Genomic DNA, 15,442 nt, shown 5'->3' with positions numbered 1-15,442 from the left:
GCAGCGGGGCTACCGGGGAGGAACGCGTGCGAAGCCGGCTGTACGGAAAACTGGGCGACCGGGCCTTCACCGCCCTGCTCGTGGTGCTGGGCCTCGCGGTGATACTCGTCGCCGTCCTGCTGGCCTGGGAGCTGGCCTCGGGCGGTGCGGAGGCCTTCCGCACCTTCGGCTTCTGGGGGTTCGCGGCCGGCAGCGCCTGGAACGCGGTGGCGGGGCAGTTCGGGGCCTGGCCCTTCCTGCTCGGTACCGTGATCACCAGCGCCGCCGCCCTGACGCTGGCCTTCCTGCCGGCGCTGGCCTCGGCGATCGCCGTCGCCGAGTACGCCCCGCGCTGGCTCGCGGAGGTCGTGGCCTACCTGATCGACCTGCTGGCGGCGCTCCCGAGCGTCGTCTACGGGCTGTGGGGCATCTTCGTGCTGGTGCCGCTGGTGCGCGACCACGTGGAGCAGCCGCTCTTCCTCTGGAGCGCCGAGCACGCGCCCGCCCTCCTGGGGGTGCTGGGGCCGCCCACCGGCATCGGCATGCTTTCGGCGGTGCTGGTGCTGGCGCTGATGATCGTGCCCTACGCCTCCTCGCTGGCGCGCGACGCCATCCGCATGGTGCCGCGCGACCAGCGCGAGGCGATGTACGCCCTCGGCGCGACCCGCTGGGAAGTGGTGCGGCGGGTGGTGCTGCCCTACGCGCGCGGAGGCATCTTCGCGGGCGTGGTCCTGGCGCTGGCCCGCGCCATCGGCGAGACGATGGCCGTCACCATGCTGATCGGCAACTCGGGCCAGCTGCCCTACAGCGTCTTCGGGCCGGCGGCGACGATGGCCAGCCTGATCGCCAACGAGTTCGCCGAGGCCGAGGGCGGGCTCCAGCTTTCGAGCCTGCTGGCCGTCGGCTTCCTGCTGCTGCTGCTTTCGCTGGCGGTCAATCTGGTCGCCGACTTCATCCTGCGGCGCATGAGCGTGGGGGAGGGGCGCAAGTGAACCTGCGCCGCCGTTACCTGCGCGACCGCGTCATGGTCGCCCTCGTCTACCTGGGCACGCTGCTGGTGCTGCTGCCGCTCGGGTTCATCCTGCTGCACGTCTTCACCCAGGGGATCGGCGCCCTCGACTGGGCCTTCTTCACCCAGCCGCCGGCCCCGCCGGGCGAGGGCGGCGGGGGCATGCTGCCGGCGATCGTGGGCACCTTCGTCATCGACCTGATGGCGCTGGCCATGGGCGGTCTGCTCGGATTGGGCGGGGGCGTGCTCATGGCCGAGTACCCCGACCATCCGCTGAACCGGCCGCTCAGGCTCGTGGCCAACGTGCTCGGCGGCGTGCCCGCGATCCTCATGGGGTTGTTCGCCTTCGTCCTCGTCGTCGAGCCGATGGGCGGGTTCTCGGCCTTCTCGGGCGCGGTGGCCCTGGCCATCCTGATGATCCCCATCATCATGCGCGCCACCGAGGAGGTGCTGCGCATCCTGCCCTGGGAGCTGCGCGAGGCGGGCCTGGCCCTGGGGCTGCCCCGCTGGCGGGTGACCCTCAGCCTGATCCTGCCCGCGGCCAAGGGGGGCATCGTGACCGGGTTGCTGCTGGCGCTGGCGCGCGCCGCTGGGGAGGCGGCGCCGCTGTTGTTCACCGCCTTCGGCAACCCCTTCCTCTCGTTCGACCCGCTGGGGCCGATGGACAGCCTGCCCCTGAAGATCTACGTCTACGCCATCTCGCCCTACGAGGACTGGATCCGCCAGGCCTGGGGCGCGGCGCTGCTGCTGGCGCTGATGCTGATGGTGACCAATTACCTGGCGCGCCGGGCGATGCGCCGGAGCTGAGAGGAGCGTTCGTGGAACCCTTGCGCATGGAGACCCAGAACCTGACCGTCCACTACGGCAAGAGCGCCGGCGTGCGGAACGTCAGCCTCCCCGTGCACGACCGCAAGATCACCGCGCTCATCGGTCCTTCGGGCTGCGGCAAGACCACCTTCCTGCGCGCCCTCAACCGCATGCACGACCTCAACCCGATCGTGCGCATCGAGGGCCGGGTGCTGCTCGACGGCGAGGACCTCTACGCCCCGGGGGTGGACCCGGTGGCGATCCGTCGGCGGGTGGGCATGGTCTTCCAGCGCCCCACCCCCTTCCCCACGATGAGCATCTTCGAGAACGTCGTCGCCGGACTGAAGCTGGTGGGGGTGAAAGACCGCGACCGCCTCATGGAGGTGGCCGAGCGCTCGCTCAAGGCCGCGGCGCTGTGGGACGAGGTCAAGGACCGGCTGAACGAGCCCGCGGTGGGGCTCTCGGGGGGGCAGCAGCAGCGCATCTCGATCGCGCGGGCGCTCGCCGTCGAGCCCGAGGTGCTGCTCATGGACGAGCCCACGAGCGCCCTCGACCCCATCTCCACCCAGGCCATCGAGGACCTGCTCGCGGGCCTCAAGGAGCAGGTCACGATCGTGATCGTGACCCACAACATGCAGCAGGCCGCGCGCGTTTCCGACTACACCGCTTTCTTCCTGAACGGCGACATGATCGAGTTCGGGCCCACCGAGCGCCTCTTCACCAACCCCGGCGACCCCCGCACCGAGGCCTACATCACCGGGCGGTTCGGCTGATGACCGAGGTGCACCTGATCCGCCACGCCCGCGCGCAGCCCCGGCGCGAAGGCCTTCCCGACGACGAGCGCGCCCTCACCGCGGCGGGGGAGGCGCAGGCGGAGCGGCTGCGCGCGGCGCTCGAGCGCCTGGAGGTCCGCTACGCCCTGCTCTGGACCAGCCCGCTCTTGCGGGCGCGCCAGACCGCCGACCACCTGGCCCCGCTCGCCGAGGTGGTGGCCGAGGAGCCGGCGCTCGCGGGCGGCTGGGGGCCGGAGCTGCTCGAGCGCCTGATCGTGCGCGGCCGCACCGTGGCCGTCGTGGCCCACGAACCCGACCTCGGCCGGGTGGCGGCGGCCCTGCTCGCCGGCGATGCCGGGCGGACGGACGCTTTCGCCTTCAAGAAGTCGGGGCTGCTGGCGCTGCGCCTCCGCCGCGGCGGCGCCGAGCTGCGCTACCTGCTCACGCCCGGGGTGCTGCGCCGGCTTTCATAGGCTTTGCACCTCGAGGCGCAGTCCGAAGGCGCGCTCGAAGAGCGCGGCGTCTTTTTGCGCCTCCCAGACCTCCACCCAGGGGTTCTCGGGACCGCCCACCCGCAGGGTGACCGCCTCCGCGCCGAGTTCCACCTCCAGCCGCCGCACCCGGCCGCTGCGGGCGCGCTCCAGGTGCTCGGCGAGCCGCAGGATCGCCGCCAGGCGCACCAGGCGTTCTTCGTCGCCGGGTTCGAGCACCGCCGCGAGCGCCCCGGGCCGCGGCCGCCCCTTGCGGTGGTAGCGCACCAGCAGGGCCAAAAGCGCCTGTTCGCGGTGGCTCCAGCCGGCGAGGGGGTGCTGCAGCACCAGGTAGGCGCCGTGCTTATGGTGGTCGTAGAAGTCGATGGCCAGGCCGACGTCGTGCAGCCGCGCCGCGGCGTCGAGGAGGCGGGCGTCGCCTTCGTCCAGCCCGTACCGCGGCGCCAGCGCCGCGAAGAGCCGCGCGGCCAGGTCGCGTACACTCTGGGTATGCGCAGCGGGTTGGGGGAAACGGGCCTCGAGGCTCGCGAGGTGGAGTTCGCGCACGCACGCGGGCCGGTGCGGCGGCGGCAGGAAGTGCCGGAAGAAGGCGCCCTCGCGCACGCCCAGCCCCGAGATCCACAAGCCGGGGAGTCCGGCCGCCCGCAGCAGGGTGCGGTAGACCAGGGCCCCGGCGACGATCACGTCGGCGCGGTCGGGCGAGAGGCCGGGCACCCGCCGGCGGCGGGCGGCGCGCAGGCCCAGCAACCGTTCGGTCAGCTCGTCCAGGTCGGCGGCGCGCAGGAAGTAGCCGTGGAGGCGCTCGAGCGGGTAGCGGCGGGCGCGTTGCACCGCCCGCGCCAGGTTGCGCACCGTGCCGCCCATGGCCACGAGCGGCAGCGGCCGCGCGCGCAGCTCGGAGACGACGTCCTGCAGCTGCCCGTTCACCTCGGCGGTGAGCGCCTCCACCTCGCGCGCCCGCGGAGGGTCGTGGGCGAGGAAGCGCTCGCTGAGCCGCACCGCCCCCAGGGGGTAGGCGGCCCCGCCGGCGAAGCCGCGGCCGCGCATCCGGCTCAGCTGGGCGCTGCCGCCGCCCAGGTCCACGACCCAGGCGTCTTCGAAGGTGAAGCCGGCGGCGACGGCCAGCACCCCGTAGCGGGCCTCTTCGGCCCCCGAAAGCACCCGCACCTCGATCCCCATCCGCCGCGCCGGCTCCAGCAGTTCGCGGGCGTTCGCGGCGCTGCGCACCGCGCTGGTGGCGAAGGCGTCGATCCGCTCGAGGCCGGTGGCGCGGGCGTAGTCCTGCACCGCGGCCAGGAAGCCCAGCGCCCGCCAGGCGGCCTCGGGCGCGATCCGGCCCGTGGCCGCGAGCCCCTGCCCCAGCCGCACCGGTTCGCGCAGCTCGTCGACGAGGCGGTAGTGGCGGCCGGGTTCGTAGGCGTAGACGACGAGCCGGGCCGTTCCCGACCCCAGGTCCACGATGCCCACGCGTTCCATGCCCCACCCTACCGCGCGGAGGCCCGGTGAAGCTCGGCCGCGAACGCTCCTGGTTCCGTTTCAACCACCGGGTGCTGCTCACCGCCCGGCGCGACGACGTGCCCCTGCTCGAGAAGCTGCGTTACCTGGCCATCTTCGCCGCCAACACCGACGAGTTCTTCTCCGCCCGGGTCTACCGCCTCTTCCGGGCCTCGCGCGAACGCCCGCGGGTGCCCCGCGAGTACCGGGCCCTACTGGGCGAGGTGCAGGCGTACGTCCGCGAGGCCCGCGAGCTCTTCGGCGAGCTGCGCCCCCGGCTCGAGGCCGCGGGCCTGCGCCTGCTCGAGCCGCGCCAGCTCAGCGCCACCGAGGCCCGCTACTTCGGGGCCTACCTGGCCGAGGAGGTGGCCCCCAAGACCGACCTGCTCGACGCCGCCCAGGTGCACGACCTTTCCTCGGGGGCGCTGTACTTCGCAGCCGGGCACCGGCGGTTGCGCTACCTGCTGCGCCAGCCCGAGCAACGGCGCTTCCTTCCCGTGCCCGGCCGCCCCGGCGCCTTCGTGCGGCTGGGGGCCCTGGTGCGCGCGCGCAGCGACCTCTTCCTGCCCGAGCCGATGCCGATGTACGAGCTGCGGTTGACCCGCATCGCCCAGCTCGAGGCCGCGCGCATGGACTGGGAGGAGCTGCCGCTGGCCCTGGAGACGCGGCTCGACGGCGCCCCCAGCCGCCTCGAGCTGGAGGCGGGCTTCCCCTGGCGCACCGCCCTCGCCCGCAGCCTGGAACTCCTCGACGACGAGGTCTTCGAGCAGCCGCCCCCGCTCGACCTGCGCGCCCTCTTCGAGCTCGCGGACCTGGAGGTGCCCGGGCTGCGCTTCCCCCCGCTGCGCCCCCGGCGCCGCCGCGGCTTCGCGAGCGACCCCTTCGCCTGCCTGCGCGGACGCGACGTCACCCTCTACCATCCGCGGGACGACTTCGGCCAGGTGGTCGGTTTCGCGCGCGCCGCGGCGCGCGACCCCGGGGTGCGCCGCCTCCGCGCCACGCTCTACCGCGTGGGCCGTGAGAACCCCATCCTGGACGCGCTGATCGAGGCCGCCGACCGCGGCAAGGAGGTCGAGGTGCTCCTCGAGGGTCGGGCCCGCTTCGACGAGCTGGTCAACCTCTACTGGCGGCTGCACTTCGAGGGGCACGGGGTGCGGGTCCTCGACTACCCGCCCGGGGCCAAGGTGCACGCCAAGCTCTTTCTCGTCGAGGCCGAACACGGCGTCTACGCCCACCTGGGCACGGGAAACTACAACCCCCACAACGGCCGCCTCTACACCGACCTCTCCTACTTCACCGCCCGGCCGGAGCTGACCGCCGACGTCGCCGGCTACTTCGACGCCCTGGCCGCGGGGCGGACGCCGGAGCCGAAGACCCTGGCCAGCGGTCCCGCGGCCCGCGAGCTGCTGCTCGCCAAGATCGCCGCCGTGGCGCGCGACCGCGGCGAGGTGATCGTCAAGGTGAACCACCTCACCGACGCCCGCCTGCTGCGCGCGCTCGCCGCGGCCGCCGACCGCGGGGCGCGGGTGCGGCTGGTGGTGCGCTCCACGCTCACCGCGCTGCACCCCCGCTTCGAGAGCATCAGCCTGGTGGGCCGCTTCCTCGAGCACGCCCGGCTCGCCGCCTTCAGGACCGCGGAGGGCTGGGAGGTGTGGGCCTCGAGCGCCGACTGGATGGAACGCAACTTCGACCGCCGGCTCGAGGTCTTCTTCCCGATCGCCGACGCCCTGGCCCGCGAGCGGCTGCTGCGGCTGCTGCGCGCCCAGCTCGCCGACGACGTGAACGCCTTCGTCCTCGAGGCCGACGGCGCCCAGCGGCCCCGCTGGGCCGGAAAGCGCGACAGCCAGCGAAGGCTCCTCTAGAGGGGAAAGGGTTCGCATGTATACAATACGGAAAATGCGCGGACCCTGGGTGCCTGTCCTGATCGTCGTGCTCCTGCTGTTGCTGGGGTACTGGACCGAGTCCATGACCTTCGGCGCCTTCGCCGTCTTCATGGCCGCCTGGTTCTGGGGCGGCCTCGCCGGTCTGGGCGCCGCCGCGGTCACCTGGCTGATGTACCTGGGGCACGGCCTCTCGGACCGGACGATGCTGCTCGACGCCCTGGGGCTGGCGTTCGTGGCCGTGGGCGGCCACCTGCTCAAGCGCCGCGCCGACGCCCTCAGCCTCAGGCAGGCGCGCATCCGCGGCAGCCTGCGGGCCATCCTGCACGCCTCCAAACGGGTGGCCCGCTTCGAGGACCCCGACGAGCTGTTGCGGCGCGCGCCTCGTTTCTTCGAGGAGGGTCCGGCGCGCGGGGCCTGCGTGCTCCGCGTCGAGGACGACGAGGTCCGCGTCGAGTCGGGCGACTGCCGCCCCGAGGAGTGGCGCGAGCCGCTGCTGCGCGCCAGCCAGAGCGACGAACCCCTCTACCTCGACGGCGGCGGCCGCGGCCCCTACCGCTTCCTGGTGCCCATGTGCGACCGCTACGTGCTCTGCGTCGAGCCGGCGGGGCCCCTGGAAGAAGACGAGCGCGACCTGATCACGGCCTTCGCCAACCTGGTCTGCCTGGTGCGCCGGCGGTTGCAGGAGAACCGCGAGGCGGAGCAGTTCAGCCGCCTGATGACCGCGCTGGCCTCCAGCCGCAGCCTGACCGAAGCCTCGGAGAAGGTGATCCAGCTCCTCCTGCCGGTGCTGGGGGCCTCGTCCGGCCTGGTCGTGATCTTCCGCGGGGGGCGTTTCGAGCCCCTGGCCATGGTGGGCCGGATCCCCGAGGCCGAGCGCGAGCTGCTGGAGAACGGCCTGCCCGCCGGCTGGGGCGGGGTCTGGCGCAGCTACATCCAGCGCCGTCCGCTCTTCATCGACGACTACGGGGCCTTCGACCTCAAGGTCGACTCGGTCTACGAGGCGGGGGTGAAGTCGCTGGCCTTCGTGCCGGTTTCCGGCGAGCGCCGCGCCCGCATCGTCCTCGTTATCCAGGACGAAAAGGTGCGCTCCTGGGAGGACGAGGAGCGCGACTTCCTGGTCCTGGTGGCCCGCGGCCTCGGGTTGATGGCCGAGCAGTTCCTGACCCGCGAGCGCATGAACGCCCTCCTGCGGCTCGAGCGCGAGGTCTTCGACTCCCCCATCGAGCTGGCCTACGACCGCCTGCTGGCCTACGCCGTCCGCCTGGTGCCCGGTGGCGAGGCCGGCAGCCTGCTGGTGCGCACCCCCGAGGACGACTTCCGCTACACCGCCTCCCTGGGCTACGAGCAGGAGGGGCTGAAGAAGATCCGCTTCAGCCTCGAGGACGTGCGCGACGTCTGGTACGGCGCCGGCGAGGAGGCCTGGAGCCGCGGCGAGCCCCGCGTCTTCTCCGCGGTGGAGCAGGACATCGCCGAGGTGAGCTACAAGACCGCGCCGATCGAGGTCATCGACCAGGCGGGGCGGGTGCGCGAGATCAAGGCCAACCTCTGCCTCCCGATCGTCTACCAGGGGGAGGTGCTGGCCGTCCTCAACATCGAGTCCTTCTCCGACCCCGAGGCCTTTGACGACGAGTCGATCGAGGCCGCGCGTTTCTTCGCCCAGCAGGCGGCGCTGCTGCTGCACGAACAGCACTACCGCAACCTACTCGAGCGGGCGGCGCACACCGACCCCCTCACCGGTCTGCCCAACCGCCGCGCCTTCGACCGCGAGTTCACGGTGATGTGGCAGAGCGCCGAGCGCTACGGCTACCCGCTCTCCATCCTGGTCATGGACCTGAGCCGCTTCAAGGAGGTCAACGACCGCTACGGCCACGCCGCCGGCGACCAGGTGCTGGTGCGCGTGGGGCGGGTGCTGAGCGAGATCACCCGCAACGGCGACCGCATCTTCCGCTGGGGCGGCGACGAGTTCGCGGTGCTCATGCCGCACACGGCGCTGCTGGGCGCCGTGCGGGCGGCGGAACGCTACGCCCGCGCCATCGAGCAGGTCTGCGTCGAGACGACCTGCGTGGGGGTGAACATCGGGGCCGCGGCCTTCCCCGAGGACACCCGCGACCCCTCCGAGCTGATCAAGCTGGCCGACGCCCGCATGTACCAGGCCAAGCGTTCCGGCCTGGTGGTCGAACCCCGTTCCTGAACCCCGCTAGACGGCGGCGGGCTCCTCGATCTTGACGAGCCGGCCGTCGCGCAGGTGCAGCACCCGTTCCGCGCGGGCGGCGATCTCGAGGTCGTGGGTGACGAGGACGAGCCGGCGCTCGCCGACGGCGTGCTCCAGCAGCAGATCGAGCACCCGGTGCCCGGCGGCGGAGTCGAGGTTGCCCGTGGGTTCGTCGGCGAAGAGCACCGCGGGTTCGAGCGCCAGCGCCCGGGCGATGGCCACGCGCTGCTGCTCGCCCCCGGAGAGCTGGTTGGGTCGGTGGTGGGCGCGGTCCGCGAGCCCCACCTGCTCGAGCAGCGCCATGGCCCGTTCGCGCCGCACCCCCGCCGCCACCCCCGCGAGCAGCAGGGGGAAGGCGACGTTCTCGAGGGCCGTCAGGGTGGGCAGCAGGTTCCAGCTCTGGAAGACGAACCCCGCCTGCTCGAGCCGCACCCCGGCGCGCTCGTCCTCGCCCAGGCGGTCGAGGCGGGCGCCCCCCAGCTCGACCTCGCCCTCGGTGGGCAGGTCGAAGCCCGCGAGCAGGTTGAGCAACGTCGTCTTGCCGGATCCGCTCGGCCCCACCACGGCCGTCGGACCGGGGGGAAACTCGTAGCTGAACCCTTCCAGGGCGGTCACGGTGACGCTGCCCTGGCGGTAGCGTTTGGTCAGGTTCTCCGCGCGCAGCATCAGACCCTCCCCAGCGCTTCGGTCACGGGAATGCGGCTGGCCCCGCGCGCCGGCAGCAGGCCCGCCAGCAGCCCCAGCACCAGCGCAACCGCCATCGAAAACAGCGCCAGGCGCGGGGTGACCGCCGAGAGGGCGAGCCCCACCGCCTCCTGGGTGTAGGCGTTGATCGCCGCCGAACCGAGCACGCCTGCGAGCACGCCCGCGAGGCCGCCCGCGAGCGCCAGGAAGAGCGCTTCGGAAAGCACCAGACCGAAGATGAAGCGGCGGCGCGCGCCGATGGCGCGCATCACCCCGAACTCGCGCGTGCGTTCGTAGACGCTCATCATCACGGTGTTGGCGACGAGCAGCCCGCCCACCACCAGCGCGACCAGGCTGATGCCGAAGCGGATCAGGTCGCCGATGCGCAGCGAGCGCTCCGCGAACTTGAGGGCCTCGTTGGTGCTCTGGGCGTCGATGCCGGGGATGGCCGCCTCCAGCTTCCGGGCCACCTCTTCGACCTTGGCGTCGGGGTCGAGGAGGATCATGAAGACGCCGTAGTTCTTGGTGCCCAGCACCTGCTGCAGCGTCTTGAGGGGGACGAAGATCAGGCTGTCGACCAGCCCGCTCGCGGGCTCGAGGATGCCCACGACCGGCACGGTGACCTCGCGGCTCAGCCGCAGCGGCTTGCCCAGCGTCAGCTTGCTCAGCTCGGCCTTCTTCGCCCCCACCACCGCGCCGTCGGGATGGGGGTCGAGCCTGCCCGCGGCCGCCTTGGCCGGCGGGTAGAAGTCGCGCGGGTCCGCGCCTTCGGGCAGGCCGTGGAAGATGAAGCTCGACGTCGGGTCGAACCCGCCGCGGACCAGCATCACCGAGGGGATGATCTTGCGGATGCCCAGTTCGGGGGCCATGGCCCGGATCTGCTCGAGCATCTCCGGAGGCAGCTCGGGCTGGGGCGGGCTGAAGACGTCGGTACCCTCGGCCACCACCCGGATCTGGGGACCGAAGTTGCCCATCTCGCTGACGAGCGCCTGACGCAGCCCCTCGCCGAAGGAGAGGAAGAGCACCATCGAGGCCGTGGCCACGGCGATGCCCAGCCAGGTGAAGAGGCTGCGGGTGAAGCGTGCGGTCAGGTTGCGCCAGACCAAGAGAACGAGTTCCACGCGGCCGAGTCTAGCCCAGGAGCGCGTGAATAAAAGTAGAGCGCGGTATAATCCCGCTGATGACGACCGCCGAGATCCGCGAAAAATACCTGCGTTTCTTCGAGGAGAAGGGGCACCTGCGGCTGCCGCCCTTCAGCCTCATTCCCGAAGACGACCCCACCCTGCTCTTCATCGTCGCCGGCATGGCGCCGCTCAAACCCTACTTCATGGGGGCCAAGCCGGTCTTTCCCGGGCACGAGGGGGAGCATCGCCGGGTGGTCACCTGCCAGAAGTGCCTGCGCGTCGGCGACATCGAAAACGTCGGGCGCACCGCCCGCCACAACACCTTCTTCGAGATGCTCGGCAACTTTTCCTTCGGCGACTACTTCAAGAAGGAGGCCATCGCCTGGGCCTGGGAGTTCGTGACCGACCCCAAGTGGCTGGGCCTCGACCCCGACCGCCTCTACGTCACCGTCTACAAGGACGACGACGAGGCCTACGCCATCTGGCGCGACGTGGTGGGGGTGCCCGAGGAGCGGATCAGCCGCTGGGACGAGGACGAGAACTTCTGGCCCGCGGGCGCGATCAGCGAGGGGCCCAACGGCCCCTGCGGCCCTTGCAGCGAGATCTTCTACGACCGCGGCCCCGGCTTCGGCAGCCCGGACGAGACCGGGCCCAACACCGGATCCGGCGACCGCTTCGTGGAGATCTGGAACCTGGTCTTCACCCAGTTCAACCGCTCCGGCCCCATCCCCGGAGAGGGGGTGCTCGAGCCCCTGCCGCAGAAGAACATCGACACCGGAATGGGCCTCTACCGGGTGGCCGCCATCCTGCAGGACGTGGAGGACTTCTACGCCACCGACACCTTCAAGCCGCTCATCGACCTCGTGGCCGAGCGCTCGGGCGTGCCCTACAAGGGCGCGCTGAGCGTGAGCCACCGCGTCATCGCCGACCACGTGCGCGCCGTGGTCGCCGCGCTCTCCGACGGCGCCACCTTTTCCAACACCGGGCGCGGCTACGTGATCCGGCGCCTCCTGCGCCGGGCGGTGCGCCACGGCTACCTGCTGGGCATCAAGGAGCCCTTCCTGCACGAGCTCGCCCCGGTCGTCGCCGAGCTGTTGGGGGACTACTACCCCGAGATGAAGGAGCAGCTCGCCAGCGTCCAGCCGGCGATCCGCGCCGAGGAGGCGCGTTTCCTCGAGACCCTCGAGCAGGGCATCCGCAGGCTCGAGTCGCTCCTGGCCGGCCTCAAGGAGGGCGACGTCCTCCCCGGCGAAGAGGCCTTCCGGTTGCACGACACCTACGGCTTCCCCCTCGACCTCACCGAGGAGATCGCCGCCGAGCGCGGCGTCAAGGTGGACCGCGAGGGCTTCGAGCGGGCCATGCGCGAACAGGTCGAGCGCGCCCGCGCCGCCAGCGCCTTTTCGGGCGACGTCTTCGCCGCCGCCGCCCCGGCGCTCGAGCGCGTCTTCGAAGACCACGGCGCCACCGAGTTCACCGGATACGAGCGCCTCGAGGACGAGGGCAAGGTGCTCCTCATCCTTCAGGGCGAGGCCGAGCTCGACCGCCTCGAGGCCGGCCAGGGCGGCCAGGTCGTCCTCGACCGCACCCCCTTCTACGCCGAGGGCGGCGGTCAGGTGGGCGACTCGGGTTACCTCGAGTGGCCCGGAGGCCGCGCCCGGGTCGTGACCACCAAGAAGAGCAAGCAGGGCCTGCACCTGCACGAGGTCGAGGTCGAGGAGGGGGCGCTTGCCGTCGGCGCCGCCGTGCGCGCCGTCGTCGACCCCGAGCGCCGCTGCACCGAGAAGAACCACACGGCCACCCACCTGCTGCACGCGGCCTTGCGGGCGGTGCTGGGGCCGCAGGTGCGCCAGGCGGGCAGCCTGGTCGCCCCCGACCGGCTGCGCTTCGACTTCACCCACGCCGCCGCCCTCAGCCCCGAGGAGGTGCGCAAGGTCGAGCTGCTCGTCAACCGCTGGGTCCAGGCCGACTTCCCGGTGAGCTGGACCTTCATGCCCCTGGAGGAGGCCAAGAAGGCCGGCGCCATGGCGCTGTTCGGCGAGAAATACGCCGACACCGTGCGCGTCGTCAAGGTGGAGGGCAGCCCCGACACCGCCGGCATCCTCGAGGCCGAGGTGCGCTCGATGGAGCTCTGCGGCGGCTGCCACGTGCGCCGCACCGGCGAGATCGGCTACTTCGTGATCACCGCCGAGGAGGCGGTCTCCGCGGGCGTGCGCCGCATCGAGGCGCTCACCGGCGAGGCGGCGGTGCGCTACGCCCGCGACCTGCTCGACCGCGACGCGGCGCTGGCGCGGGCGCTGGGCACCAGCCTCGAGGGGCTGCCGCAGCGCATCGAGAAGCTGCAGCAGGAGCTCAAGCAACTGCGCCGCGAGAACGAGAAGCTGGCCGCGGACCTGGCGCGCGCCCAGCTGGGCGGCGGGGGCGCCCCCGCGGTGCGCGAGGCCGGGGGCTGGCGCTACGTGGCCGCGGCCTTCGCCGGCCTCGATGTGCCGTCGCTGCGCCAGGTGGCCGACGAGATCCTCGAGCGCTACGGCGTCGACCTCGTCGTCGTGGGGGCGGGGGGCGCGCTCATCGTCAAGGTGAGCCCCGACGCCGTCCAGCGCGGCCTCGCCGCCGGGCAGGTGATCCGCGCGCTCGCCGAGCGGACCGGCGGGCGCGGCGGCGGCAAGCCCCACCTGGCCCAGGGCGGGGGCTTCGACGTGGAAAAAGCGCTGGCGGCGCTCGACGAGGTCCTGGCCGGGCTCTGACCGGCCTCCAGCGGAAAACGCCCGGCATCGGCCGGGCGTTTTCCGGGAAAGGAGGTGGTGCGCTCGCGCGCAGTACCAGGAGCAATACGTTGGGGGATCAGCGCTCCGTAACCTCAGGCTAGGCCCCAAAGCGCCGCGGCGGTACCCCCGAATGAGGGCCCCAAAACGGGGGTGTCGGCGTTTGCTAGCATGGGGGCGTGAAGGTGCTCGGGCTCGACGTGGGGGATGCGCGCATCGGCGTGGCCGTGGCCGAGGAGGGGCGGCCGCTCGCCTTCGGACGCGGCTGGATCGAGCGCCGGGACCTCGAAGACGACGTGGCCCGGGTGTGCGAGCTGGCCCGCCGTGAGGAGGCCGGGCGCGTCGTCGTGGGGCTGCCCCGGCGCACCGGGGGCGAGGAGGGGGCGCAGGCCGCCAAGGTGCGCGCCTTCGCCGCGGCGCTCGAGGCCGCGGGGCTGGAGGTGCGCTTCGTCGACGAGCGCTTCACCACCCGCGTCGCCGCCCAGGCGCTGGCCCACCTGCCCCGGAAGAAGCGCCAGCAGAAGGGACGGCTCGACGAAGCCGCGGCCGTGGCCATCCTCGAGACCTACCTCGAGAGGAACGCGTGAGCTCCGAGACCCCGCCGCGCCCCCGCAAGCGCCGGATCTGGCCCTGGGCGCTCGCCGCTTCGGGGCTGCTGCTCGCCGTCGGCGCCGCGGCCTGGATCGGCTGGCTGCTGGGGCCCACCGGGGCCAGCGCCATCGTCGAGATCCCCGAGGGGGCGGGCGCCCAGGCCGTGGGCCGCATCCTCGAAAGCAACGGGTTGGTCCGCTCCGGGCGCGCCTTCGCCCTCTACGCCCGCTGGAAGGGGGCGGCCGCCCGCCTGCAGAGCGGTTACTACAAGCTCGAGGGCCGGGGCGTGCCGCGGCTGGTCGAAGACCTCACCGGCGGCCGTGCACCGGTGATGGTGCGGCTCGTCTTTCCCGAGGGTTGGCGCGCCGTCGACTACGCCGAACGCCTTGAAGCGGCGGGTTTCGACGGGGCGGGCTTCCTGTCGATCGTCCGCAACCCCCCCGCCGAGTGGACCCCCGCCTACGTCGAGGGGCCGACGCTCGAGGGCTACCTCTTTCCCGACACCTACGACCTGCCGAAGGGGGCGGATCCCGCGGTGGTCGTCACCGTGATGCTGCGCCGCTTCGACCGCGAGGTCACCCCCGAGCGCGTCCGCGCCGCGGAGGCCCTGAAGCTCAGCATTCACGGCTGGGTGACGCTGGCCTCCATCGTTCAGGCCGAGGCGGGCGGCGCCGAGGAGATGCCCGCCATCGCCGGGGTCTTCCTCAACCGGCTGGACGCCGGGATGCCCCTGCAGTCCGACCCGACGGTGGCCTACGCGCTGGGCAAGAAGCTGCCCGAGCTCGACCGCTACGCGGGGGACTTCGACGTCGATTCGCCCTACAACACTTACAAACACCCCGGGCTCCCCCCGGGGCCGATCGACAACCCCGGCCTGGAGGCGTTGCTCGCCGTCCTGAACCCCCAGCGCACCGACGCCAACGGCCTGCCCTACTTCTACTTCTTCCATGCCGGGGGCCGGCTCTACCTGAGCAGCACCTTCAACGAACACCTGCGCAAGCTCAACCGCTACTACTACTAGCCTCCAGCAGCAGCACCGGCAGCCCTCCGGGCGCGGCGTAGGCGGCCATGCGCCCCCAAGGGACGCTGCGCGTCCAGACGGGGAGGAGGTCGTGCTCCCGCAGGCGCTCCACCTCGGCGGCCGCGTCGCGGACCCCGAGGGCCAGCATCGCCGGGGTGTCGAGGTCGGGGGCGAAGGCCAGGACGACCCGGCCGCCCTCGGGATGCTCCAGTTCCGCCCAGCCGGTGTCGGCCTCGGAGAAGACCTCGGCGAGGCCCAGATGCCGTTCGTACCAGGCGAGGCTGCTGGGCAGGTCCACGACGGGCAGAACCGGGCCCCAGACCCGGGCCTGGCCCCGGGAGACGGCGCCCCGCGGCGGGGGCGCGTACCGCAGGGGGTTGCCCTCGAGGTCCTCCCGCGGCCCCAGGCCGTCGAAGACGGGCACGAGGGCGGCGCCGCCCCCTACGCTTTCGAGCTGCAGCTCCGGACCCGAACCGGGGATCAGCCGCGCGTGCGGCTCCTCCAGTTCGCAAAGCGCGTACCCGAGGACCTGGAAGAAGCCCAGGTCGGCCTCCAGCTCGGGTGTGGCGAGGTGCAGCGTGTGCAGCCCCATGGGCCCATCCTAGCCAGAAA

General features: G+C 72.5%; 13 protein-coding genes. 9 read left to right on the top strand and 4 right to left on the bottom strand.

Annotated features, from left to right (window positions below; genetic code table 11):
* The first annotated feature begins 26 nt into the window (after positions 1-26).
* The 4 genes from pstC to OCEPR_RS09235 are packed head-to-tail and all read left to right on the top strand — an operon-like array spanning position 27 to position 3,041.
* Positions 27-971 (top strand): phosphate ABC transporter permease subunit PstC, encoded by a 945-nt coding sequence (gene pstC, locus OCEPR_RS09250; RefSeq protein ID WP_013458456.1) that lies wholly within the window; start codon positions 27-29, stop codon positions 969-971.
* On the top strand, positions 968-1,795 hold the full coding sequence (gene pstA / locus OCEPR_RS09245) for a phosphate ABC transporter permease PstA (protein ID WP_013458455.1): 828 nt from the start codon (positions 968-970) through the stop codon (positions 1,793-1,795). The genes pstC and pstA overlap by 4 nt, the downstream gene beginning before the upstream one ends.
* 26 nt (positions 1,796-1,821) lie before the next feature.
* On the top strand, positions 1,822-2,568 hold the full coding sequence (gene pstB / locus OCEPR_RS09240) for a phosphate ABC transporter ATP-binding protein PstB (protein ID WP_041554177.1): 747 nt from the start codon (positions 1,822-1,824) through the stop codon (positions 2,566-2,568).
* On the top strand, positions 2,568-3,041 hold the full coding sequence (locus OCEPR_RS09235) for a SixA phosphatase family protein (protein WP_013458453.1): 474 nt from the start codon (positions 2,568-2,570) through the stop codon (positions 3,039-3,041). Before pstB ends, OCEPR_RS09235 begins: the two co-directional genes overlap by 1 nt.
* Here the strand turns inward: OCEPR_RS09235 and OCEPR_RS09230 are convergent.
* Entirely contained in the window at positions 3,036-4,535 is a 1,500-nt protein-coding gene (locus tag OCEPR_RS09230; protein ID WP_013458452.1) for a Ppx/GppA phosphatase family protein, read from the bottom strand. The genes OCEPR_RS09235 and OCEPR_RS09230 overlap by 6 nt on opposite strands.
* 26 nt (positions 4,536-4,561) lie before the next feature.
* On the opposite strand from OCEPR_RS09230, the gene OCEPR_RS09225 reads away from it, so the two are divergent.
* A complete protein-coding gene (locus OCEPR_RS09225) occupies positions 4,562-6,415 on the top strand; it encodes a polyphosphate kinase (protein ID WP_013458451.1) in 1,854 nt (617 codons plus the stop codon).
* Between the two features lie 34 nt (positions 6,416-6,449).
* Positions 6,450-8,627: a sensor domain-containing diguanylate cyclase gene (locus tag OCEPR_RS09220; protein WP_041554175.1), complete on the top strand. Its 2,178-nt coding sequence runs from the start codon at positions 6,450-6,452 to the stop codon at positions 8,625-8,627.
* A 6-nt stretch (positions 8,628-8,633) separates the two neighbouring features.
* Here OCEPR_RS09220 and OCEPR_RS09215 read toward each other — a convergent pair whose 3' ends face one another.
* Positions 8,634-9,314 (bottom strand): ABC transporter ATP-binding protein, encoded by a 681-nt coding sequence (locus OCEPR_RS09215; protein ID WP_013458449.1) that lies wholly within the window; start codon positions 9,312-9,314, stop codon positions 8,634-8,636.
* Positions 9,314-10,453 (bottom strand): ABC transporter permease, encoded by a 1,140-nt coding sequence (locus OCEPR_RS09210; RefSeq protein WP_013458448.1) that lies wholly within the window; start codon positions 10,451-10,453, stop codon positions 9,314-9,316. The genes OCEPR_RS09215 and OCEPR_RS09210 overlap by 1 nt, the downstream gene beginning before the upstream one ends.
* A 59-nt stretch (positions 10,454-10,512) precedes the next feature.
* On the opposite strand from OCEPR_RS09210, the gene alaS reads away from it, so the two are divergent.
* The 3 genes from alaS (at position 10,513) to mltG (ending at position 14,830) form a co-directional block, all read left to right on the top strand.
* Positions 10,513-13,200, top strand: coding sequence for an alanine--tRNA ligase (gene alaS, locus OCEPR_RS09205; RefSeq protein WP_013458447.1), 2,688 nt, complete (start codon positions 10,513-10,515; stop codon positions 13,198-13,200).
* Between the two features lie 197 nt (positions 13,201-13,397).
* Entirely contained in the window at positions 13,398-13,805 is a 408-nt protein-coding gene (ruvX, locus tag OCEPR_RS09200) for a Holliday junction resolvase RuvX (RefSeq protein WP_041554173.1), read from the top strand.
* On the top strand, positions 13,802-14,830 hold the full coding sequence (gene mltG / locus OCEPR_RS09195) for an endolytic transglycosylase MltG (RefSeq protein ID WP_013458445.1): 1,029 nt from the start codon (positions 13,802-13,804) through the stop codon (positions 14,828-14,830). Before ruvX ends, mltG begins: the two co-directional genes overlap by 4 nt.
* On the opposite strand, the gene OCEPR_RS09190 is transcribed toward mltG, so the two are convergent.
* Complete coding sequence (locus tag OCEPR_RS09190) at positions 14,811-15,422, bottom strand: VOC family protein (protein ID WP_013458444.1); 612 nt, start codon at positions 15,420-15,422, stop codon at positions 14,811-14,813. The genes mltG and OCEPR_RS09190 overlap by 20 nt on opposite strands.
* Positions 15,423-15,442 lie beyond the last annotated feature (20 nt).

This window comes from Oceanithermus profundus DSM 14977, assembly GCF_000183745.1.
Taxonomy (GTDB): Bacteria; Deinococcota; Deinococci; order Deinococcales; family Marinithermaceae; genus Oceanithermus; species Oceanithermus profundus.
The sequence above is the reverse complement of the archived record's forward strand: the minus strand, read 5'-3'. Positions and strand labels throughout refer to the sequence as shown.

Excerpts from the sequence above, each read along its gene's own strand:
- OCEPR_RS09235 (WP_013458453.1), top strand. The coding sequence starts at position 2,568 with ATGACCGAGGTGCACCTGATCCGCCACGCCCGCGCGCAGCCCCGGCGC.
- OCEPR_RS09220 (WP_041554175.1), top strand. The coding sequence starts at position 6,450 with ATGCGCGGACCCTGGGTGCCTGTCCTGATCGTCGTGCTCCTGCTGTTG.
- pstB (WP_041554177.1), top strand. The coding sequence starts at position 1,822 with ATGGAGACCCAGAACCTGACCGTCCACTACGGCAAGAGCGCCGGCGTG.
- OCEPR_RS09230 (WP_013458452.1), bottom strand. The coding sequence starts at position 4,535 with ATGGAACGCGTGGGCATCGTGGACCTGGGGTCGGGAACGGCCCGGCTC.
- OCEPR_RS09190 (WP_013458444.1), bottom strand. The coding sequence starts at position 15,422 with ATGGGGCTGCACACGCTGCACCTCGCCACACCCGAGCTGGAGGCCGAC.
- alaS (WP_013458447.1), top strand. The coding sequence starts at position 10,513 with ATGACGACCGCCGAGATCCGCGAAAAATACCTGCGTTTCTTCGAGGAG.
- OCEPR_RS09215 (WP_013458449.1), bottom strand. The coding sequence starts at position 9,314 with ATGCTGCGCGCGGAGAACCTGACCAAACGCTACCGCCAGGGCAGCGTC.